The sequence below is a fragment of the Aridibaculum aurantiacum genome (assembly GCF_017355875.1).
GTDB classification, from domain to species: Bacteria; Bacteroidota; Bacteroidia; order Chitinophagales; family Chitinophagaceae; genus Segetibacter; species Segetibacter aurantiacus.
The window spans coordinates 486,243-507,794 of record NZ_JAFEWC010000002.1 but is presented as its reverse complement, the minus strand read 5'-3'; the positions used below and the strand labels follow the sequence as shown (position 1 = coordinate 507,794).

Here is a 21,552-nt window from a genome sequence, read left to right as displayed (position 1 = left end):
ATTCATGAGGCTGTAGATTGATCTTCTAATTTCTTAATGGCTTTCCGCTTTTCAGTACACTCTGGATTCGCTCAAGCGTTTTCCTTTCACCACACAGACTTAGAAATGCTTCACGCTCCAGGTCAAGCAGGTATTGCTCTGAAACCATAGTTGGTTCACTTAAGTCGCCACCGCACATTACATAAGCTAGTTTACGTGCTACCAGCGCATCGTGATCGGTAGCATAATTAGCGCGCCACATACCATTGATGCCAGCATACAAAGCACCCAGTGCTGACTGACCAAGCACCTTTATATCCTTGCGCTGTTCAGGTGTTATATAACCCTGGTCCGCAATTTCTACAACTGATTTTTTTGCTTCTGCTATTCTTCTCCCTTGGTTCATTACCACTTCATCCTGTCCTTTACGCAATATGCCTAATTCATAACCTTCAAAAGCACTGGTAGCAACCTTGGCAGTAGCAATATTGAAGAACCTATTCTTCAGTGTTATGGTTTCTGGTTCGTCCGGGTGCATATCGTCGGCAGCGCGCAGTACAAATTCTTTTGTACCACCGCCACCCGGTATCAATCCTACACCTAGCTCTACAAGGCCTATATAAGTTTCAGCGGCGGCACATATTCTGTCAGCATGCAGGTTCATTTCGCAGCCACCACCTAGTGTTAATCCATGCGGTGCAATCACTACAGGCACCGATGAATAGCGCACACGCATCATGCTATTTTGAAACATCCTGATAGCAAAATCCAGTTCTTCGTATTCCTGTTCTATCGCGTACATGAAGATCATTCCTACATTGGCGCCTGCACTAAAGTTTGCTCCGTCATTGGCTATCACCAGGCCTCTTGCCTTTTCTTCTGATAAACCAATAGCTTTATTCAATCCTTCCAGAACCTCACTGCCAATGCTATTCATTTTTGTACGCCACTCCAGTGCAAATACATCATCGCCTATGTCATAAACAGTACAAGCACTGTTCTTCCAAACTGTTTTGTCGCTGTGGTTATTCAGAATAATAAAGCTTTCGCCGCCCGGCAGCGGCTTGTAAGATTTCGTACTAATATCATAGTACAAGCGTTTACCTGCTTCTACTTTATAGAAAGATGTAGCTCCATTATCCAGCATTTCTTTTACCCATGGCGCATTGGTAAAACCTGCTGCTTCCATGGCTTGCGCAGTCCTGGCAACACCTAGCAAATCCCATGTTTCAAATGCTCCTATCTCCCATCCAAAACCTGCTTTCATAGCGTCATCAAGACGATAAACTTCATCACTTATTTCAGGAATGCGATGAGATATGTAGCTGAATAGATTGAAGTGAAACTGGCGGTAAAATTCACCTGCCCTGTCTGCTGCATTGTGCAACATCTTTATACGTGACGGCAGGTCTTCTACTGGTTTAGCAGCTTCTATACTCGCAAACTTTGGCTTATTGCGCGGACCATATTCCATGGTGTTAAGGTCAAGCGTTAGTATCTCTTTTTCACCTCCACTACCTTTTGTTTTCTTGAAGAAACCCTGGCCTGTTTTGTCACCAAGCCAGTTGTTGTCTACCATCTTTTGCAACCACTGCGGTATGTTGAATTTATCGCGTGCTTCATCACCAGGACAATTATCTGCTACACCTTTAGCCACTTTTACCAGCGTGTCTATTCCTACTACATCAGCAGTTCTGAATGTAGCAGATTTAGGTCGGCCAATAACAGGACCTGTAAGTGCATCCACTTCATCAATGGTCAGCTTCATCTTATCTACTAGGTCAAAGATGGCCATGATGCTGAATACACCCACTCTATTTGCAATGAACGCCGGTGTGTCTTTAGCCAGTACAGTTGTCTTTCCAAGCATCAGGTCACCGTAGTGCATCAGGAAATCTACAACGGCAGGATCTGTATAAGGGGTAGGAATGATCTCGAGCAGGCGCAGGTAACGCGGCGGGTTAAAAAAGTGTGTACCGCAGAAATGCTTTTTAAAGTCATCACTTCTGCCCTCAGTCATCATATGAATAGGAATACCCGATGTGTTGCTGGTGATCAAGGTTCCAGGATTGCGGTACTGCTCTACCTGGTCAATAACTTTTTGCTTTATATCAAGGCGCTCTACCACCACTTCTATTATCCAGTCGCAGGTGGCAATGTCCTTCATATTATCAGAAAAGTTGCCTGTGGTAATTCGCTTCACCACATCCTGTGTATATACAGGTGATGGATTACTTTTTACAGCAGCTGTAAGTGCATCATTTACTATCCTATTCTTAACTGCCGGGTGATCCAGTGACAAACCTTTTTGCTGCTCCTGTTCATTAAGCGATGCGGGTGCTATATCCAGCAACAACACCTGCAGTCCTACGCCGGCAAAATGTGCCGCTATCCTGCTTCCCATTACTCCACTTCCCAATACTGCTACTTTCCTGATCGTTCTTTTCATTCTTTTGGCTTTTTAAAATAATGAAGAAGGTTGCCTGCCGCACATCGTCCTTTTGTCCTTCTAATCCGAAATTAGTTAGTTAAACAACTAATTGTGAAATTAAAATATTTTACTTCAAGCTGCTAATAAAAATTCAAGATGAATTTTGTGTTAAGTGGAGTTTAATTACTTGCGCATCCGCTTATAGCTAACAAACCTAAAATCGGCTGTTTCTATATAAACAGCCTTGGTTCCTGGTAAGGTTTCAAAATATTCAACTGCCTTCTCATAGTTGTCCACCACCTTATAATAACGCTTACTGTAGTAAACAAGATTAGCAGAAAGTTCAGGCACATTGGTAAAAACATATTCATCACTTGTTTCTACATTTTTGATTGCTTCACCAAGATCTTTAAAGTAACTATATGGTTGCCCGTTCGCAGCATATGCTCCCGGCCTGTTGAAGTAATAGTACAATGCAATACTTCCTATAAGAACTAGCATTAATATAGCTGCCTGCCACTGCTTCCTCTTTACCTGAAGAATAGCCATTGCACCCACAATCGCTATAAGAAAAGCTGATTTAGTAACAGCATAATCGTGCACAGAAGTAAAGCCCCAAAACAATAGGTGATGCGCAAGACAAATAGCGGCAGCAATTAATAAAAAATACTTGAGCGTCTTATTCTTCTCAACAAATTGTTTTGCCTCCTTCCGCAGAAAGAAAAGAGGTAACAACATTAGCAAAAAACCGTAGCTTATGACATACCAACTCAGTATACCTGCATTAGCCGCCAGACCGCCTCGTTCGGATGTACCTGCTACGCCTCTTTGCACATAGCGATCCAGCATAGCTTTCATATAGTTCTCAAAGCCCATAAATGAGCTGAACTGTATTATTATGATAATTAAACCTGCAACAACTGATAAAGCGATCACCATTGCTACAGTTAATGATCGTGCTTGCTTATACTTAATGAACTTTACGACTTCTGCAATGAAAAGAGAAAGTGCAACAAAGCACATGAGCCAATCGCACTGAATGCCTGCGATGATAAAAATAGCAAGTAAAAGCAGTCGCCACCAGTTCCAGTTACTTTGATAGTTGCTGCGCATATAAAGAAGCACAGCACCAAATACAAAAGGAAGTACAGCTATTTCATGAACATAGCCATTGCCATGAAACCACAATGGTCCGGGAGCAAAAACATAAAAAGCAGTAGTAAAAAAGGCTGCTACATGTTTTTTAGGATGTACACTAAACAATAGCAAGGCCAGGTAATACACCAGCACCGTTGTAATGAAGTGCAACAGCAGGTTGAACACCTGCAAAGACAGAGGCGATGGAGCAACACCAAGCACCTTAAAGAAGTAATACGGCATCGAATACCACAGCGTTCCAAACGAGGTATTGATGATATAACCTTTAGCCAGGTTGGCCGTGTCATTCAGGTCATCACCAGGATAGTGATAAGCATTAGCAGGAAGATAACCATATGCAGCGGGACCATCCAAATTCCACGTTTCTGCATTTATGAGTACCAATGCAGCATTGGCCTCATGATGCTTACTAAGTGGGCGGTCGAGGTTGGGTAACCGCACCGCCACACTTACCAAGAATAAGAATATAAGAATTAGAACAGGCTGCCTGTAAAGTATTGCCTGCAGTTTACGATACGTTGCTGCCAGCATCAATGCCAGTTTCAGGGTTGATGAAGTGCAGTTTACCCGCCTTATCTTCTGCCATCAATATCATACCCTGGCTTTCGATTCCACGCATTTTCCTGGGAGCTAAATTCACCACTACGGTTACTTGTTTACCTACAATCTCTTCAGGAGAAAAATGTAAAGCAATACCAGAAACAATGGTTCGTGTTTCAAAACCAAGATTCACCTGCAGCTTCAATAGCTTGTCAGCTTTCTGTACTTTTTCAGCGCTTACTATTGTTCCCACCTTCAGGTCAATTTTAGCAAAATCATCAAAAACGATCTCTGGCTTTACAGGATTTGCTGGTTGCTCTGCTACAGGTGCGGCTGCGTCACCAGCAGGAGTTTCGTTGGTATTTGGTGCTGTATTAGTCACTTGTCCTTCTTGCATCTTGCTACTTTTTTCTTTTAGTTTTTCCAGTTGTTTGTTTATTTCTTCATCCTCTATTTTCCTAAACAACAACTGCGGTTCGCGTAATGAATATCCTACGCTCAGCAGTTTGGCTTTACCTGCATTTTCCCAATCGAGCATTTTATCCACCACCTTCATCATGTAGCACAACTTGCGTGCAGTAGCAGGTAAAAAGGGACTTGCAATGATTGCCAGGTTAGCACACAGCTGAAGACATATGTGCATGCAGTTGTCGATCTTCTTTTGTTCATCCGGTGTTTCAGCAAGTTTCTTTACCAACTGCCATGGCTCTTTCCGTTGCAGGTATTGGTTACCCTTGCGAGCCAGTTCTATCACTTCGAATTGCGCATCCCTGAACTTATAAAGCTCCAGCAGTTCCTGCACTTTAGTAGCAGCCCTTTGAAATTCTGCCAGCATGGTTTCATCAGCTACATCCATTGCACTTGCATGCAAAGGCGGCACTTTTCCATTGCAGAGCTTATGCATCAGTACAAAGCTGCGGTTCACGAAGTTTCCGAAAATGCTTACCAGCTCATTGTTGTTCGCATCCTGGAAACCTTTCCAGGTAAACTCGCTGTCTTTCGTTTCAGGCGAGATAGTGGTTAGATAATAACGCAGCACATCAGCCATGCTCTCACCTCCATTTTCTTGCTTTATCCAGTCGTTTATATATTCTTCCATCTCTATGCTCCAACCACGGCTGGTGCTCATTTTATCACCTTCCAGGTTCATGAACTCGTTGGCAGGCACATTAGCAGGCAATACATTTCCATGCAGCTTAAGCATAGTTGGGAATATGATGCAATGGAAAACAATATTATCCTTACCTATGAAGTGCACCAGCTTAGTATCGGCATCATGCCAGTAAGGCTTCCAGTCCTTATCATTATCCTTTGCCCACTGGCGCGTAGCACTGATGTATCCAATAGGCGCATCAAACCATACATACAGCACTTTTCCATCAGCTTCCTGCAGCGGCACACGCACACCCCAATCAAGATCGCGGGTTACGGCACGTGGCTGCAAACCTGCATCTATCCAGCTTTTGCACTGTCCAAGCACATTAGCCTTCCAATCACCTGCATGATCTTTTAGTATCCATTCACGTAAAAAATCTTCATGTTTATTAAGTGGAAGAAACCAGTGCTTTGTCAATCGTTTAACAGGAGCATTTCCACTAAGTGTACTGCGCGGGTTGATCAATTGATCAGGGCTTAGCGATGTACCACATTTTTCGCACTGGTCACCAAAGGCATTGTCGTAGCTGCAGACAGGACAAGTACCAGCTATGTAACGATCCGCAAGAAAGGTATTGGCTTGTTCATCAAAAAATTGTTCTGTCTCCTTTACTTCCAGTTCACCCTTTTGGTGCAGGTCGGTAAAAAATTCCTGCGCCGTTTCGTGGTGCAATGGATCAGAAGTGCGATGATAAATATCAAATTCAACCTGCAGGTCTTTGAAGTTTTGCTTTAGTACCTCGTGGTATTTATCTACTATGGCTGCAGGCGTGGTGCCTTCTTTCATAGCCTGGATTGTAATGGCTGCACCATGTTCATCACTGCCACAAACAAATACTACATCACGCTTTTGTGCACGCAGGTAACGCACATAAATATCTGCAGGAATATAGGCTCCAGCCAGGTGACCAATGTGCTTTAAACCATTGGCATAAGGCAGCGCCGATGTTATAAGGTATCTTTTAGGTAAAGTCATTCTGAATTAGCTTTTGTTCTTTTAGCCAGCAATGCCGGCATCAATCATCATTATATTTGCCACTGACGTTTAAAAATTTAACCTCAAGTGGCATAGCGGCAAAAATACTGATTGCCCCTCACAAGCCTCAGCAGAAGTTGCACAATATCATTTTCCATAGGAAACGGATTGTATGATTTACCCAATTATGCGATTGCATGAGCTAAATCAATGTTTTGGATGCTGTAAAATCACCCATTAATGTTATAACAGAACATATTAAAGTTTCTACTTTTACTCTACCAAAAACAACCTGCTTATCATGGATCGCAAGGCATTTTTTAAAACGTTTTTACCTGCTGGGGTAGCTGCCATGATGTTCAAACATGCACTTGCAAATCCATCTAACGGGACATCTAAAGTAGCTGATCACATACCTTCTTTCCTTAAAGCTGGAGATGCCGTTGCTATTACCTGCCCTGCCGGTCATATGGATGCAGAAAAGATACTTCCATGCACACGCCTGCTGCAAAAGTGGGGACTGAAGGTGGTGTATGGTAAAACAGTAGGAAAAAAGTGGCATCGCTTTGGCGGCACCGATCACGAAAGAATGGAAGATTTCCAGTCGTTGCTGGATAATCCATCAATCAAAGCCATCATCTTCGGCAAAGGAGGCTATGGCACCATGCGTATTATCGACCAGCTAAACTGGGAGAAATTTAAACAGCATCCTAAGTGGCTGGTGGGCTATAGCGATCTTACAGTAGTACACCTGCATGTACACAACAACCTGCGCATACCAACCATACATGGCAATATGGGTAACGGCATTGCTAATGACGATGCTTCAACAGCCAGTTTGTACCAGGCGCTATTTGGTTTCAAAACAGAATACACGGTAAAGAGTGTTCCACTAAATCGCACAGGCGAGGCAAGAGGACAGCTGGTAGGTGGAAACCTCACAATGCTACATGCATGCCTGTCGAGCAAGAGCGATGTGGACACACGAGGTAAAATACTTTTTATAGAGGATGTAAGTGAGTATAAGTACACCATCGACCGCATGCTCATGAGCCTGAAGCGCAGTGGCAAGCTGGATCATCTTGCAGGGCTGGTAGTAGGACAATTCTCAGCCATGAAACAAGATGCTGAAGAGAACTTTACAATGGGGCTGGAGGATATCATCATGGATAAAGTAAAAGAATATGGCTACCCTGTTTGCTTTAATTTTCCTGCTGGACATATAGCTGGTAACCGTGCATTGAAATTGGGCGTTCCATACGATCTGCTGGTCGGTCGCGAATGGGTGATACTGAACGAAGCACCGCCTGAATTATTACCTCCTCAATAAGCTTTTCCACCTTTCTGCAAATACTCTCTACATTAGCCTAATATGGTCAACTGCAACAAACGGGTAGCTAAGTAAATTCTTTCTGTATTATTGCCACATGGCTATCATTCCTCCTTACTTACGCAAAGGCGATACTATTGGCATTTTATGTCCTGCAGGTTATATGCCGCTTGAAAAAGCAGCTACCTGTATAGAAGTTTTGCAGCAGTGGGGTTATAAAGTAAAGGTGGGAAAAACAGTGGGACAGCAGCATCATTATTTTGCCGGAACAGATGAAGAACGGCTAGCTGAACTGCAGCAGATGCTGGATGATACCAATATTAAGGCTATTCTTTGTGCCCGTGGTGGCTATGGCATCAGCAGGATAATAGATGCCCTCGATCTGAAAAAATTTAAAAAGCATCCGAAGTGGATCATTGGCTTTAGTGATGTCACCTTGCTCCATACACATATCTTAAAGAAAACAGGAATAGCTACACTTCACGCACCTATGGCTGCAGCGTTCAATGATGGTGCGCATGAGCAAGCTTATGTACAGTCGCTAAAAAAGGCGCTTACAGGTAAGAAAGGAAATTATACTTGTCCAACCCACCATTATAATAACAAGGGAACTGCTATAGCTCCTATAGTTGGAGGTAATCTTGCGCTTATAAATCATCAGTTAGCAACGCCTTCAGATATCAATCCTGCAGGTAAGTTATTATTTATAGAAGATGTAGGAGAATATATCTATTCGCTCGATCGAATGTTGCAGCAACTGAAGCGCGCCGGCAGGTTTGAAAAATTGGCAGGGTTAATAGTAGGAGGATTTACCGATATGAAAGACACCACAATTCCTTTTGGCAAAGATATATACGAGGTGATACACGATGTGGTAAAGGAGTATAATTATCCTGTTTGCTTTCAATTTCCTGTTGGACATCAACCGGAAAATTATGCACTTAAAATTGGTGTAACGTATGAGCTTAAGGTTGGTAAGAATAATGTGTCGCTAAAACAAGTAGCGTAACTACACCAGGCACGCAAGCTTGCTGCTATAGCTATAAAAATTATCTTGCCTACTTAAGCAGCAAAATATGATCAGCCTTTCACGAAGTATATTGGTTTTAGTATCTATCGTTCTAATTATCGCCTGTAAGCAACAAGAAAAAGAAACGAAGAAGGAAGAGACGAAGGAGATATTAGATCCTCATTCCGCCGCTAACCCGGCAACATCAGTAGTAAAACATCTTGACCTGGATATTGAAGTAAATTTTACTTCTCAACAGATAACAGGTGTGGCCAATTGGCAGATCAATAACATTGGCAATACAGATAACATAACGTTTGATACCAAAGGACTTACCGTTCACTCTGTAAAATTGGATGAAGGTGAAGAAGCACGTTTTGCCATCGGCGACGAAACACCACACCTGGGGACGCCACTGGTGGTAAAAATCAATCAAGGCACAAAGAAGGTAAGCATACATTATACTACCAGCAAAGATGCCGGTGCGCTGCAGTGGCTTACACCTCAGCAAACAGCAGGTAAAAAGCTCCCGTTCCTGTTCACGCAGTCGCAGCCTATATTGGCGCGCAGTTGGGTGCCCTGCCAGGATGGACCAGCTGTACGTTTTACCTATAGTGCAAAAGTAAAAGTGCCACAAGGTTTGATGGCTGTTATGAGCGCAGAAAACCCACAACAAAAATCTGATGACGGCATATATACTTTCCGCCAGCCGAACCCCATTCCATCTTACCTGATGGCGCTGGCTGTAGGCGATATTGCTTTTAAAGCAGTGGATGAACGTACAGGTGTATATGCTGAACCTGCTATGCTGGAAAAGGCCGCATGGGAATTTGCTGATATGGGTAAAATGGTAGCGGCAGCTGAAAAATTGTACGGCCCATACCGCTGGGGCAGGTACGATGTGCTGGTGCTTCCACCAAGCTTTCCTTACGGAGGTATGGAAAACCCGATGCTGACATTTGCTACACCTACCGTGATAGCTGGAGATCGTTCGCTAGTAAGCCTGGTGGCGCATGAGCTGGCGCACAGCTGGAGTGGCAACCTGGTTACCAATGCTACGTGGGATGATATGTGGCTGAATGAAGGGTTTACCACCTACTTCGAAAGAAGAATAATTGAAGCCGTATATGGTAAGGAAGAAGCGAAGATGCTGGAGGTACTTGGCAGGCAGGATCTTTACCATGACCTGGAATCCATTGGCGATACCAGCCAGTTCACGCAGTTGAAAACAAATTCTGCCGGCATGGATCCTGACGTGGTATCGAGTAATATTCCTTATGAAAAAGGTTACTTCTTTTTACGAACAATAGAAGAACTTGTTGGCCGCGCCAGGTTTGATGCATTCTTGAAAAAGTACTTTACCGAAAATGCTTTTCATTCAAAAACCACTGAACAGTTCCTGGAATATTTGAAAGCTTATTTTGCTGACATAAATGACCTGGAGAAACAACTGCAGGTAAATGACTGGGTATACAAGCCGGGAATTCCTAATAACATTCCGCCGTCTGTATCACCTGAATTTGCGGCAATTGATAGTATCGTATCAAAAGCATCAGCAACAAATTCTTATGGCGGATTGAGCAACAGGCTAAAGAGCACGAACCAGCTCTTGTATTTTATCAGCCAGCTGCCTGCTTCGCTTACGAGCGCAGATATGAAAGCTATAGATAAAGAATTTGGTTTTACTCAATCAGGAAATGCAGAGATTCAAACTGCATGGTATACGCTTGCTCTTCGCCATAGGTACCAGCCTGCGTATCCTGCGATAGACAATTTTCTTACACGTGTAGGCCGCCGCAAATTCCTGATGCCATTGTACAAGGAGATGGTGAAAACACCTGAGGGAAGAGAGATGGCAGAACGTATATATGCAAAGGCAAGAAGCAACTATCATCCTGTGGCGTATACCAGTGTTGATGCATTGCTGAAGTAGTTATGGTATAGGCGCAGGAGGCATTAATAAGGTGCCTCCTGCATCGATTTGATTAAAACATAATTACTTCGCTACATCAATCTTCACCTTCTTATTCTTTATCTTTTCATTTTTAATTGACTGCAGCGTTGTTGGCACTTTCGACTTTCGGACCGCTACAAATGAGAAGAAATCTTTTACCTCTATCAAACCGATATCTTCTTTTTTCAACCCGCCTTTGTTTCCCAGGAAACCGACAATATCGATCTTGTTTACTTTATCTTTTTTTCCTGCACCGACGAACAAGGTTGTCCACTTAGGCTTTTCTGGAATCTCTGCTGTAGACGGCAGTTCTATCGTCTCAATTTCTTTGATGTAAGGCGGCACATACTCATCAGAGCCTAAAACCAATATGGCTGTACCACTGGCTTCCATGCGTGCTGTCCTTCCATTGCGGTGGGTAAATATCTCTTCTGAACTAGGAAGATGGTAATGAACAATGTAACGGATGTTAGGTATATCCAATCCACGTGCTGCAAGGTCAGTTGTAACCAGCACATTCACACTTCCGTTACGAAACTTAGCCAGTGCCACTTCCCTATCACGCTGCTCCAGTGCTCCGTGGTACCAGGTATTCATTATGCCCTTATCGCGCAGCATAGCACTTGTCTCTTCTACAGCTTCGCGGTGGTTGCAGAAAATAATGGTAGAACGATTACACAGATAGCAAATTAACCTAAACAAAGTAACCTCCTTCTCATCATCCGTTTGTACCATCTGGATAGCAAGTGCATTACCAGGTTCTGCATCTGCAGGTAAAAAATTTAGCTCTACAGGTTCTTTCATTCCAACAAATTCCGGTATGTCTACAGCTTGTGTTGCTGAAGTAAGCATTCGCTTTTCCAGCGCTGGAAGGCTCTCTATGATGAAAGTGATCTCTTCTACAAATCCTAGCTCAAGCGACTTATCATATTCATCTAAAACAAGAGTTTTTATTTCAGCAGTTTTAATGTTCTCTCGCCTTATGTGGTCGCCCAGTCTCCCGGGAGTGCCAATGATGACAGCAGGTGCCTCTATCAAATTGTTCTCTTCAATTTCTCTTTTATGACCACCATAGCAGCAGGTAACCTTGTGCGGCGTTTGCATGCTTTTAAAAACCTGCTCTATTTGTAATGCAAGTTCGCGTGAAGGAACAACAATAAGCGCCTGCGTAGCACGCTTAGAAGCATCAAGCTGCTGCACTATAGGAAGTAAAAAAGCCAGTGTTTTACCTGAACCTGTTGGTGACAAAAGCACCACATCATTATGTGCTTCGTTTGCCTGCAACGATGCCTGTTGCATTTCGTTCAGTTCTTTTATCTTAAGTCGCTCAAGTATCGATTGTATATCAGTAGAAGGTGTAGCCATAGCGGCAAAAATACGAACAATTGCCGCGGGTATAGCCGGATTGTGATTCTATTGAAGATCGGCTTGTGCTTTCCTTTTCTTCCGCTTATAAAACCACTGCTGGATAGGGATACTGCAACAAGTAGCTATTACAGCTACCAACATTCCTGCACCTACATCGAGTGGGTAATGCTGCCCCAGGTAAATGCGGGTATAACCTACAATGAACGCTGCTAAAAGGCACAACAGCGAAAGAGCCATGGAAGGCGTTATCAAACAAATAAGAAAAGCAAAAGTGAATGCAGTGGCTGTATGCCCCGAAGGAAAGCTGCTAAATGTATGAACCGTAACTGCATCTACAAGGTGAAGCTGCGTATCCCACGCCAGCTTTTTATAGATCGTATCCGGCTTGCCTGCACGTGTGTATGCTATTACCAAATCATCACCTACTTTATGCTTATTTATTTGCCTGAATACATCCTGGTTAGTATCAACTTCTACTCCATTAATTGACTTTACTTCATCGTGCAATTGTGTTCCCAGCACTTCGAGTTTTAGTGCTTCTGAAGGACGCAGTTCATCAGGATATACCAATTGTTTTCCTACCTGGGTAAATATGGTGCTGAACAAGAAAGCTGAAATGAGCAAAGGAAACAAATACTTCCGCTTGGTTCTAAACAGTACAACAAGCCAAACGATCCACAGCAATCCATCTCCTGCATGTGTTGCATAATCGAAAAAGAAATCGCCCCACCATCCAAGATCATTGTTTAATAAAAGGAACAACTCGTTTTTACCAATGGTATATGAAAAGTAAAGCACCGTTACTGCCACAACAACAGTGACGGTTGCTGCCGCAATAAAATTCCTGTAATTGAGCTTGATAAAATTTGCCATTAACACCTGTATGCTTGGCCGCAAATCTACAGACAAACAAACTGGAGTGGCTAAGGCAACTTGTTAAGACTACTATAGTGATTTGATTATCGAAATCCTTCACTTAGTTCTGGATCTCTCTAAATCGTTTAACTTCTTCGGCAAGCTGAGCAGGCGAGCTAGTGGTGATATTGATAATAGCATAAGGAGATGATCCCTTCATCATATTCCATCGCCATTGCAACTGGCTGATGGTTTTCTCCTTTCCGTTGTCGTACCACCACGACGTGTACAACACATCTTTTTCCTTTTCCAAACGTGCGGTATAAACTACAAGGCCTGCTATGGTGGTAGTGTTTATATGCTTTAGGTTGTAGCCACTTCCTTTCCAGCAGATCATGGGATTATGGTCTGCATTGTAAAAATTCCGTATTGGCTTTATGTAAATCAGCGCCTGCTGGTTGTTCAATTTCACTACATCATCATCCAGCATACTAGTGGTGTATCCTGCAGCCTCAAACATAGCTGTAGCCACCTGTGGTGGTTCAGGTAAAAATGAAATAACCTTAATAGTAAGCAGCAGGTGAAATGCAGCCAGTATAATATGAGGAGCCAATGAAACTTTTCTATTAAAAGCAGTTTCTGTCATTTCCTTTCCTCTTTTTCTAACAAGTAAATGAATGAGAAGCCCCAGCGGCAGTATCACGTATACCAGCAGGCAAACAACTCCTGTAACATCATGCATCAATTCGCCCGGCATAATGCTAAACTGAACCAGCATAAGTATGCGGACCATGTTGCTGATAATATTCATGACGAAGGTGAATAGCAACATACCAAATACGGCTACAGCAGACACCTGCAGTTGATATTTTTTCTGGTAAACACCCAGCAGCATAATGCATAGCAGGAGCGAAACCACTAGCATGTTCAAACCCATACAAGCCGGGTCAACAGAGAATTCCTGCCCCTGGATCGTAAGCACATTTCCAGTTACCACCACAACACTTCCAAGTGCTTTCAAAATATTACCTGCCCACTCGCTTAACCACAGCCTGATAGGAAAAACAAAAACATTGGACAGGTACTGGAAAAAAGGAGACATGATAACAACAGCCAGCATTGGCAGCAGGTTCAACCTGCCATAGTAGGATTCTAACAAGTAAAAAACACCTGATAGTACAGCCAGGTAAAGCATTGTTTTTACAGGCATCAAAACCAATAAAACAAGCAGGAGGAATGAGAGGTAGCCAAACCTCCTGCTGCCGGTAAACTGCCTGTTGATGTTGATACAGCAACTGATTGTAATGAGCCCCAGCAACATGTTTGCTGATTGCCATTGCAGGTATTTATTCAAACCCCAAAAGAATATACCTGCATAGATGAGAACCAGTAAAATCTTCCACCGATTGTTGCTAACCTGTCTAGCAGTAAACACCTGGTAACGTACTAAGCCTTCCATAATATCCGTTTGAATAAGTAAGGATATTTTGTGTAAAGCAGCACGATCAATACAAGGATGATTAATGCCCATTCGTGCGGCTCAGGTACTGCACCGGTAGATTTCATATTGGCATTTTGAAGGCTGTTACCTTTATCCTTGATATCAAACCTGTCATAATCAGCCTGCGTTTCTAAAACCACCAGACTTGAAAAAGGTGTAACTATATAACTCTTTCTAGCCTCTTCTACCAACTGCTCCCGTATCTCCTCAGCAGGCACCGGATGCTCCCCTAATTGCTGCATGATGTGGTTGTACGAGAACAGACGCATTAGATGATCGGGCGCTGTAGACTGTTCCAAAGAACCTTGTTTACGCACCAGCTTCAGAGCCGCCTCGTGAATGATCACTTCTTCATCATTTTCTTCCTGGCGTGCGAAAGTATTGGTGGCAAAAACCTGTTTGAGTGTAGCCATGTCACCAGCTTCATAATGGAAGTAACGCTTTTGGTGAAGTGAAGCTAAGTAAGGCGAAAGAGCTTTATTCAGGTGAAAAAGCCGGTATTTATTTGAAGGGTCATAAGCTTTTTCCAGCCGCTGCAAAAACTGGCTACCCTTTAGTTCATCAAGGTTAGGAGAAACCTGTTCACTCTTGCTTACAATAACAGAATGTGCAGGTTGTTTTATTTTATAAAAAGGAAACAATGAAAAACGTGTAGCTGACAAGGCAGCAAAAACATCCTGGTAATTCTCGGCAGTTACTTTCAGCATTTCTCCTTCTACATAAGCATATACTTCTTTGCTCTTCACCAGCTCCCAAACATCCTGCATCTCACTACCAGTCCACGAGCTGTTGATGTCCAGGTAAACTTTTTGAATATCTATTGGTGAACGTTCAATAGTATAGGGTGCAACGGTATAAACATTTTCATCAAAAGCAAATGCTCCGGGAACCAATGGCTGCAGGCTGCACGACAAACTCCATACTGGATCGTACTTGCCTTCTTTCTCAAACTTATTCGCAGACATGGAGTTGAAAGAAGAAGGGACAATCACCTTCCGTTCATTAACTACTTCAGCTTTGACCACCTCCTTTGCACCTGCAGTGGAAGGACCTTCAAAACTTATATTGTTGTATACAAGGTCACCTGTTGTAATGGCCATTGGACTTGTAATACCAACTTTAAACATCCTGCTTTCACCGGCTAGTACAGGAAACACTCTAACTGAAACACTGTTTCCTTCCTGCCAATGTATCACCGATGGATCGCGCCTCTCTCTTCCAACAATGGTGTTGTATGCTGTAGCTGCCTTCTCTTTACTGGTTAGGATGGCCTTCTCTTCCTGTCCATTTATCCATAATGATAATGATGAAACCACGCCGCCTTCAGGTAATTGAAAAGTATAAATAGCTTCTTCCGAATTGCTCCAGGTGCGCTTGTTGGTATTGGTAACGGTGATTATCTTTTCTGTATAAGCAATGCGCAGTTGCGGCCACATCTTCAGGCGCGTATGAACATGATCCGTTACCAGGTTCTCTCCCGACCATAACCGCTCTTCAGCCTGGTGCCGGTTATCGTATAACGACCGCAGGATGTTTATTCTTTCTTCACTTGATAACTGCACCCTGTCTGTTGTCATGGCACTTAGCATCACCAGTGGATCATGCTTTTGCTGCTCGCCAAAATTCCTTTCTGGCATACGCATAAAGCTTACATCATCCGAAGGCAAAGAATAAGCAAGCCCTGCTTTCAACACTCTTTCTGTTATAGGACCAGCTACTATCTTTTGCGAAACTCTTACCCATGCAGGCAACATCTCATCGCCATCTACAAGCTGCGTACGATATTCCTTGTTGATGGTAGAAACAATGCTATTCCATTTCCATACAAAACCACCTGCAACCAATAGCACCAATACAACCCCAACTAAAAAGCTATACAAGCCTTTAGGAAATACAACCAAAATGCGCCGAAGCAATACAATAGAAAAAATGATAAACAGCAACGGCACAAAAGTGTGCAGCGATATACCAAGCAGGAAGAAAGCCGCAACTCCTACCATGTACAATGGCACCAGGTAAATGGCTAGATAAGTGAAAAGAAGCGTGGTAACACCCAGTAAGAAACACATGAAGTGCTTTAGAATGGAAGGGAAATTGGCAGCAAACGCAAAAGCTACATAATTCAAACTTCCAACTATCAGCAAAACGCACATCCAGTTGGTTGATTGGTCAAATACATTCATTTCGCGATTGAGCGCATATGCACTGATCAATGCCAGCACCAGGAAAACAGGAACAATGTAAATACCACCTCTCGCTGTTTTAAATCGACCTTCAAACAAACAAACAACAAAATAGATACCCGTTAGCAAAAAGTTGACGGCGAAAAAGCCGAACTGCTCACCTTCTACATGCTGCATTTCAGGCACAAGAAAAATGACAAATGAGATAGCAATAAAAAAAAGACCTGCAGTGAAGACATTGTCTTTTAGTCGCAAAGCAATGGTTGACATATTAGTAGTGTTTGGTGAAAGTGATTGTTTGTTGTTTATGGTTCCTGGTTTCTCGTTCCTTGTTATTGGTAAAACAGAATACACAATTAGCTTAGTTCATCACGCTATAAAGGGTAAAATAAAAAGTACTTTGTATTTCAAAGTTTAAGCACAAAAAAATTTAGCTCATGTTCTTGATCATTTCTTCCAGCGCCTGCAAATGAATTTTGAATGCTTTTTCGCCAGCCTTGGTAACAGAATACGTGGTGTTTGTTTTTCGTCCCACAAAACCCTTCTTTACTTTTAGATAATTAGACTCTTCCAATGTTTTTAAATGGCTGGCTAGGTTGCCATCTGTTACCTGTATTAGTTCCTTTAGTTCATTAAAGTTCACTTCATCATTTACCATAAGCGCACTCATGATGCCCAGGCGTATGCGACTGTCAAAAATCTTGTTCAAATGTTCTATAGGGTTCTTCATGCCTGTCTTCTCTTAGTTATTTGCGTTCGTACTTCCACAACATCAATGTGCCGTATAAAATATGCAGTATGCCAAATCCTATAGCCCAGAAATAAATACCATACCCAATGGCCCAGCAGTTCATTACGCCCAGGATCAGCTGGCCAAAGCCAAGGTACCTGATCTCTCCAAGGGTGTATTTGCTTGCGTTCACCAGTGCAAGTCCATAAAATATCAAGCAGCCTGGTGCAACCAGACCATAAGCACCTACTTCCAGCAATTTTAAAATGAACAGGCCGCCTACTACCATAGGTATGCTTACGTTAAACAGCAACCTGCGGGATGAAGTGCCCCAGATAGGAATGTTTTGCCTGCGGCTGCGTACATAAGTAAAGAGAAAAGCAAGGACAAATGCTGCAACAAAAGTCACCAGGGCAATATGGAACAACTGGTCGGTTAAAAGCCTGGCGATACTACCACTAGTACCATGTATCCTGCCGCCGTCGTAGCTGCTGATGTACGAGCTGTGTATGGTACGGTTTGCAAAATGAGCACCCACCAATGCGCATAGACCTGCAGCTATCCCACTCCATCCACTCAAGCTGATAAAACGGCTACTGCGTTCCATCATCTGCCGGATATCCTGTATGGCTTCAAGGTGCTGTTTAGCGTCAGTCATAAAAGTGCTTTGTATTTCAAAGTAACAGCTGCCGCTTTACATAAACAAATTTTTTTTGTTCTTACTGCACAGTTAAAAGAGCCAAGAATGAAATGTTCTATGAAATCTTATATATGTTCTTTAGTATGATGTTGCATACCTGTTGTATTTCTTCTGCAGTGATCAGCAAGGGCGGAGCAACCCGCAGGCAGTTAGGCGCAAACAGGAACCAATCGGTGATGATACCATCTTCAATACAACCATCTATAACAGCTTTACAAACTTCAAAGCTTTCAAATTCTACTGCCATCCATAATCCAGCAGTGCGAACAGCCTTTATCTTCTCGTGCTGGAGCAGCGAAAGGAACAATGCTTCTTTGTCTTTCACTGATCGTATCCAATCCGCTTGAAGCAGAACTTTCAAAGCGGCCATACCTGCTGCACAGCTTACCGGGTGACCACCAAAGGTGGTGATATGTCCAAGAACAGGATTTGCTGTTAAAAGGTTCATCAACTTATAGTCAGCAATGAAAGCACCCAAAGGCATACCTCCACCAAGTGCTTTACCAAGCAATAGAACATCAGGTACTACATCGTACTGCTGAAAAGCCCACAAGCTACCGGTGCGGCCAAAGCCTGCCTGTATCTCATCAAACACCAGTAAAGCACCTTCAGCTGTACATTTTTCGCGGAGCCGCTTCAACCAGTCATTAATTGGCTTATTTATTCCACTTTCAGCCTGCACTGTTTCTACAATCACACAAGCTGTATGTTGGTCAATGGCATCAATCAGCTCATCTGAATTAAAATTGAGGTGAAGTATGCCAGGCAGCAAAGGACGGAAAGCATTCCGCCAGTATTCATCTCCCATGATGCTGAGAGCACCTTGCGTGCTTCCATGATAGGCACGGTTGCAGGCAATGATATTGGTACGGCCTGTTGCACGTTTGGCCAGTTTCATGGCACCTTCAGTAGCCTCTGCACCGCTATTTGTAAAGTAGACGCAATTGAGGGAAGGCGGCAGGTTGTCCGTAAGCAGCTTTGCATACTGCACCTGCGGAGATTGGATGAACTCGCCATACACGATCAGGTGCATGTATTGATCTACCTGCTGCTTGATGGCTGCTACCACAGCAGGATGACTATGACCAATATTGCAAACGCTAAAACCAGAGATTAGGTCGATGTATTGCTTGTCATTCACATCCCACATATGAATGCCGCCGGCGCGTACCATTTCTATACCTATGGGTGCAGGTGATGTTTGTGCTACGTGCGAAAGGAAAAGCTGCCGGGTATTCATAAAATTGCTTTGGTGGCAAAAGTAGCTGGGTTGGGAAATGCAAAATGAAAAATTAAAAAGAAAAACCAGCCTGTATACCAAGTGGAAAGACAGTATAGTTAAGGAATTGCACAGTAGTGTCTTTTTCAGCTGAAGTGTGCGACGCAACGGAAGCTACATAGCAGCACTTCTGCCGGTACCAAAAAATCTTTTACTACATCCACCGGCGGCAATAACTTCACCTGCTAAATGTGAAATATGGCTTTTATACTTCCTGTACATGGCAAGCTGCCGCAGATGGGTAGCGAATGTTTTGTAGCACCTAACGCTACCATTGTTGGTGATGTAGAAATGGGCGACAACTGCAGTGTTTGGTTCAATGCAGTGATACGTGGCGATGTACATTATATAAAAATGGGAAATAAGGTGAATGTGCAGGATGGCGCGGTGGTGCATTGTACTTATCAAAAACATCCGACCAACATTGGCAACAATGTTTCTATTGGGCACAACGCTATAGTGCATGGATGTACCGTACACGATAATGTGCTGATAGGTATGAGAGCCATTGTGATGGACAGGTGCGTGGTGAACAGCAACAGCATTATAGCTGCCGGCGCCGTAGTATTGGAAGGTACCATAGTGGAAGAAGGAAGTATTTATGCTGGCGTGCCGGCTAAGAAGGTGAAGGATGTTTCGCCGGAAAAAGTGAGCGGCGAGATAAACAGGATAGCAAATAACTACGTTACCTACTCATCGTGGTTTGAAGATTATAACGATGCAGGAAAATAAAATTTAATAACTACCGTTAGAATATCAGTCCGGTTGATTATAAAGATAATCGCCTACATTTAGAGCTAAATTTTACAGATGAAAAAGATTGTTGTTGCGATGGCAATACTTGGAATGGCTGGCGGCCTGGTTTCATGTGCTGCCGGTAAAGGTTGCCCTACAAATGGAAAGAATGTAGGTGCAGAGCGATTATTGAGTGGAGACCCAAAGGCTTTAAAAGCCGCAAAAAAAGCTAAGAAATTCAGGGCTTAGAAGCCTGATTGTTTGCCATAAATCCAATACTATGAGTTACCTGTTAACTACTGCGCAAGGCAGTTTAGAAGCAGTTATTGATGATAATTGTGGAATGAAGAAGTTCCTGAACATTGCCAATACGCTAAGTGATGAACTTGCCATAAACTTCAGTAACAAGTTTGATAACAGCGACAGTGTTGACTGGATGTTTTTATACAAAGGTCACCTGCTTACACTACACTACAACATCTACAATGGGGTGAGCATTTGCTCAGACGACAGCAAGCATAACGATGCGGTGAATGAACTTGCACGGCTACTGGAGCAAAGGCTGTATTAACCTTCTGTCAGTATTTTTTATCGTTCATAGTATCTAAAATGGTGAGGTAGCTGGCATACCTGTCTATCGCTATTTCATTGTTGGATACAGCATCTTTTATACCGCATCCCGGCTCGTTGATGTGCATGCAATTGTTGAACTGGCAATCGTTCAACCGCCGGCGCATTTCAGGATAATAATGCGACAGTTCATGCTTCTCTATTCCTACAAGTCCCAGTTCTCTTATACCCGGTGTATCTATCACACTGCCGCCTGTAGGCAGGTCAAACATTTCGGCAAATGTGGTAGTATGCATACCCTTACCACTCCATCCACTTACATTGGCTGTACGCAATTTCAATTCAGGAAAAATAGCATTGATAAGAGATGATTTACCAACGCCACTGTGGCCGCTTAGCAGCGTGGTCTTGTCTTGCAGTATTTCTTTCAGTTCATCCAGCCCTTCGTTTTTTAGTACACTCGTCAGCACTACCCTGTAGCCTATCGACTGGTATACCTCTTCCAGTTCAGCAAACTTGTCCAACTCCTTAGCGCGGTATACATCGCTTTTATTGAAAACAATAGTAGCAGGTACATGGTAAGCTTCACAAGTAATGAGAAAGCGGTCGATGAAACCTTGCGAGGTCTTTGGATCTTTAAGCGTAGCAAATAACAAACTCTGGTCGAGGTTGGCAGCTATTATGTGGTGCTGGTTTTTGTTGTGTGGCGATACTCGTGCTACATAGTTTCTCCGGTCGCTGATGTTGGAAATGATGGCGGTATTCTCCTTTTCATCTTCCAGCTCCATCTCTACTTCATCACCCACAGCTATAGGATTGGTTGATGTAATGTTGCCAATCTTTAAAACTCCTTTGATACGTGCATTGTATACGTTTCCCTGCTCATCCTTGGCTATGTACCAGCTACCGGTAGATTTGTATATAATGGCTTTCATTAGAAGGTTTGAGTGTGGGATGGTTTTGGTTTATGGTTTCTTGTTCCTGGTTTCTGGTTCCTGGTTGCTTGTTGCTGGTGCTGATCATTTGGAACTAGTCACTATTATTTGATTGCTATTTACCAATCCGATGTTGTCTGATCAGTTTTTCATTTTACATTTTA

General features: G+C 43.1%; 17 protein-coding genes. 6 read left to right on the top strand and 11 right to left on the bottom strand.

Going from position 1 to position 21,552, the window contains the following annotated elements; genetic code table 11:
- Positions 1-25: 25 nt before the first annotated feature.
- The 3 genes from J4N22_RS13550 to metG all read right to left on the bottom strand — a co-directional run bounded on the left by J4N22_RS13550 (position 26) and on the right by metG (position 6,239).
- Entirely contained in the window at positions 26-2,428 is a 2,403-nt protein-coding gene (locus J4N22_RS13550) for a 3-hydroxyacyl-CoA dehydrogenase NAD-binding domain-containing protein (protein ID WP_207495419.1), read from the bottom strand.
- 165 nt (positions 2,429-2,593) lie between these two features.
- Complete coding sequence (locus J4N22_RS13545; RefSeq protein WP_207495418.1) at positions 2,594-4,099, bottom strand: hypothetical protein; 1,506 nt, start codon at positions 4,097-4,099, stop codon at positions 2,594-2,596.
- Positions 4,077-6,239 carry a methionine--tRNA ligase gene (gene metG, locus J4N22_RS13540; RefSeq protein WP_207495416.1) on the bottom strand — a complete coding sequence of 721 codons (2,163 nt, stop codon included), beginning with the start codon at positions 6,237-6,239 and terminating at the stop codon, positions 4,077-4,079. The genes J4N22_RS13545 and metG overlap by 23 nt, the downstream gene beginning before the upstream one ends.
- Positions 6,240-6,540: 301 nt before the next feature.
- On the opposite strand from metG, the gene J4N22_RS13535 reads away from it, so the two are divergent.
- The 3 genes from J4N22_RS13535 to J4N22_RS13525 all read left to right on the top strand — a co-directional run bounded on the left by J4N22_RS13535 (position 6,541) and on the right by J4N22_RS13525 (position 10,511).
- On the top strand, positions 6,541-7,569 hold the full coding sequence (locus J4N22_RS13535) for a S66 peptidase family protein (protein ID WP_207495408.1): 1,029 nt from the start codon (positions 6,541-6,543) through the stop codon (positions 7,567-7,569).
- A gap of 97 nt (positions 7,570-7,666) precedes the next feature.
- Positions 7,667-8,578 (top strand): S66 peptidase family protein, encoded by a 912-nt coding sequence (locus J4N22_RS13530; RefSeq protein ID WP_207495406.1) that lies wholly within the window; start codon positions 7,667-7,669, stop codon positions 8,576-8,578.
- A 67-nt stretch (positions 8,579-8,645) separates the two neighbouring features.
- Positions 8,646-10,511, top strand: a complete 1,866-nt coding sequence (locus J4N22_RS13525; RefSeq protein WP_207495404.1) for a M1 family metallopeptidase — start codon at positions 8,646-8,648, stop codon at positions 10,509-10,511.
- Between the two features lie 63 nt (positions 10,512-10,574).
- On the opposite strand, the gene J4N22_RS13520 is transcribed toward J4N22_RS13525, so the two are convergent.
- From J4N22_RS13520 to J4N22_RS13490, 7 genes are all read right to left on the bottom strand, one after another.
- Positions 10,575-11,897 carry a DEAD/DEAH box helicase gene (locus J4N22_RS13520; protein ID WP_207495402.1) on the bottom strand — a complete coding sequence of 441 codons (1,323 nt, stop codon included), beginning with the start codon at positions 11,895-11,897 and terminating at the stop codon, positions 10,575-10,577.
- A gap of 48 nt (positions 11,898-11,945) precedes the next feature.
- Positions 11,946-12,773, bottom strand: coding sequence for a phosphatase PAP2 family protein (locus J4N22_RS13515; RefSeq protein WP_207495400.1), 828 nt, complete (start codon positions 12,771-12,773; stop codon positions 11,946-11,948).
- Between the two features lie 103 nt (positions 12,774-12,876).
- Positions 12,877-14,214: an exosortase N gene (gene xrtN / locus J4N22_RS13510; protein ID WP_207495397.1), complete on the bottom strand. Its 1,338-nt coding sequence runs from the start codon at positions 14,212-14,214 to the stop codon at positions 12,877-12,879.
- Positions 14,202-16,709, bottom strand: coding sequence for an XrtN system VIT domain-containing protein (locus J4N22_RS13505; protein WP_207495395.1), 2,508 nt, complete (start codon positions 16,707-16,709; stop codon positions 14,202-14,204). The genes xrtN and J4N22_RS13505 overlap by 13 nt, the downstream gene beginning before the upstream one ends.
- A 160-nt stretch (positions 16,710-16,869) precedes the next feature.
- On the bottom strand, positions 16,870-17,169 hold the full coding sequence (locus tag J4N22_RS13500; protein ID WP_207495393.1) for a winged helix-turn-helix domain-containing protein: 300 nt from the start codon (positions 17,167-17,169) through the stop codon (positions 16,870-16,872).
- Positions 17,170-17,185: 16 nt separating this feature from the next.
- Positions 17,186-17,827, bottom strand: coding sequence for a hypothetical protein (locus tag J4N22_RS13495; RefSeq protein ID WP_207495391.1), 642 nt, complete (start codon positions 17,825-17,827; stop codon positions 17,186-17,188).
- A 97-nt stretch (positions 17,828-17,924) separates the two neighbouring features.
- On the bottom strand, positions 17,925-19,109 hold the full coding sequence (locus J4N22_RS13490) for an aspartate aminotransferase family protein (RefSeq protein ID WP_207495389.1): 1,185 nt from the start codon (positions 19,107-19,109) through the stop codon (positions 17,925-17,927).
- A gap of 237 nt (positions 19,110-19,346) precedes the next feature.
- Here J4N22_RS13490 and J4N22_RS13485 point away from each other — a divergent pair, with 237 nt between their 5' ends.
- The 3 genes from J4N22_RS13485 (at position 19,347) to J4N22_RS13475 (ending at position 20,454) form a co-directional block, all read left to right on the top strand.
- Complete coding sequence (locus J4N22_RS13485) at positions 19,347-19,880, top strand: gamma carbonic anhydrase family protein (protein ID WP_207495387.1); 534 nt, start codon at positions 19,347-19,349, stop codon at positions 19,878-19,880.
- 78 nt (positions 19,881-19,958) lie between these two features.
- Positions 19,959-20,132: a hypothetical protein gene (locus tag J4N22_RS13480; protein ID WP_207495385.1), complete on the top strand. Its 174-nt coding sequence runs from the start codon at positions 19,959-19,961 to the stop codon at positions 20,130-20,132.
- A 31-nt stretch (positions 20,133-20,163) separates the two neighbouring features.
- Entirely contained in the window at positions 20,164-20,454 is a 291-nt protein-coding gene (locus J4N22_RS13475; protein WP_207495382.1) for a hypothetical protein, read from the top strand.
- 7 nt (positions 20,455-20,461) lie between these two features.
- Here J4N22_RS13475 and rsgA read toward each other — a convergent pair whose 3' ends face one another.
- Positions 20,462-21,388 carry a ribosome small subunit-dependent GTPase A gene (rsgA, locus tag J4N22_RS13470; protein ID WP_207495380.1) on the bottom strand — a complete coding sequence of 309 codons (927 nt, stop codon included), beginning with the start codon at positions 21,386-21,388 and terminating at the stop codon, positions 20,462-20,464.
- Between the last annotated feature and the right edge of the window lie 164 nt (positions 21,389-21,552).

Excerpts from the sequence above, each read along its gene's own strand:
- J4N22_RS13550 (WP_207495419.1), bottom strand. The coding sequence starts at position 2,428 with ATGAAAAGAACGATCAGGAAAGTAGCAGTATTGGGAAGTGGAGTAATG.
- J4N22_RS13545 (WP_207495418.1), bottom strand. The coding sequence starts at position 4,099 with ATGCTGGCAGCAACGTATCGTAAACTGCAGGCAATACTTTACAGGCAG.
- metG (WP_207495416.1), bottom strand. The coding sequence starts at position 6,239 with ATGACTTTACCTAAAAGATACCTTATAACATCGGCGCTGCCTTATGCC.
- J4N22_RS13535 (WP_207495408.1), top strand. The coding sequence starts at position 6,541 with ATGGATCGCAAGGCATTTTTTAAAACGTTTTTACCTGCTGGGGTAGCT.
- J4N22_RS13530 (WP_207495406.1), top strand. The coding sequence starts at position 7,667 with ATGGCTATCATTCCTCCTTACTTACGCAAAGGCGATACTATTGGCATT.
- J4N22_RS13525 (WP_207495404.1), top strand. The coding sequence starts at position 8,646 with ATGATCAGCCTTTCACGAAGTATATTGGTTTTAGTATCTATCGTTCTA.
- J4N22_RS13520 (WP_207495402.1), bottom strand. The coding sequence starts at position 11,897 with ATGGCTACACCTTCTACTGATATACAATCGATACTTGAGCGACTTAAG.
- J4N22_RS13515 (WP_207495400.1), bottom strand. The coding sequence starts at position 12,773 with ATGGCAAATTTTATCAAGCTCAATTACAGGAATTTTATTGCGGCAGCA.
- xrtN (WP_207495397.1), bottom strand. The coding sequence starts at position 14,214 with ATGGAAGGCTTAGTACGTTACCAGGTGTTTACTGCTAGACAGGTTAGC.
- J4N22_RS13505 (WP_207495395.1), bottom strand. The coding sequence starts at position 16,709 with ATGTCAACCATTGCTTTGCGACTAAAAGACAATGTCTTCACTGCAGGT.
- J4N22_RS13500 (WP_207495393.1), bottom strand. The coding sequence starts at position 17,169 with ATGAAGAACCCTATAGAACATTTGAACAAGATTTTTGACAGTCGCATA.
- J4N22_RS13495 (WP_207495391.1), bottom strand. The coding sequence starts at position 17,827 with ATGACTGACGCTAAACAGCACCTTGAAGCCATACAGGATATCCGGCAG.
- J4N22_RS13490 (WP_207495389.1), bottom strand. The coding sequence starts at position 19,109 with ATGAATACCCGGCAGCTTTTCCTTTCGCACGTAGCACAAACATCACCT.
- J4N22_RS13485 (WP_207495387.1), top strand. The coding sequence starts at position 19,347 with ATGGCTTTTATACTTCCTGTACATGGCAAGCTGCCGCAGATGGGTAGC.
- J4N22_RS13480 (WP_207495385.1), top strand. The coding sequence starts at position 19,959 with ATGAAAAAGATTGTTGTTGCGATGGCAATACTTGGAATGGCTGGCGGC.
- J4N22_RS13475 (WP_207495382.1), top strand. The coding sequence starts at position 20,164 with ATGAGTTACCTGTTAACTACTGCGCAAGGCAGTTTAGAAGCAGTTATT.
- rsgA (WP_207495380.1), bottom strand. The coding sequence starts at position 21,388 with ATGAAAGCCATTATATACAAATCTACCGGTAGCTGGTACATAGCCAAG.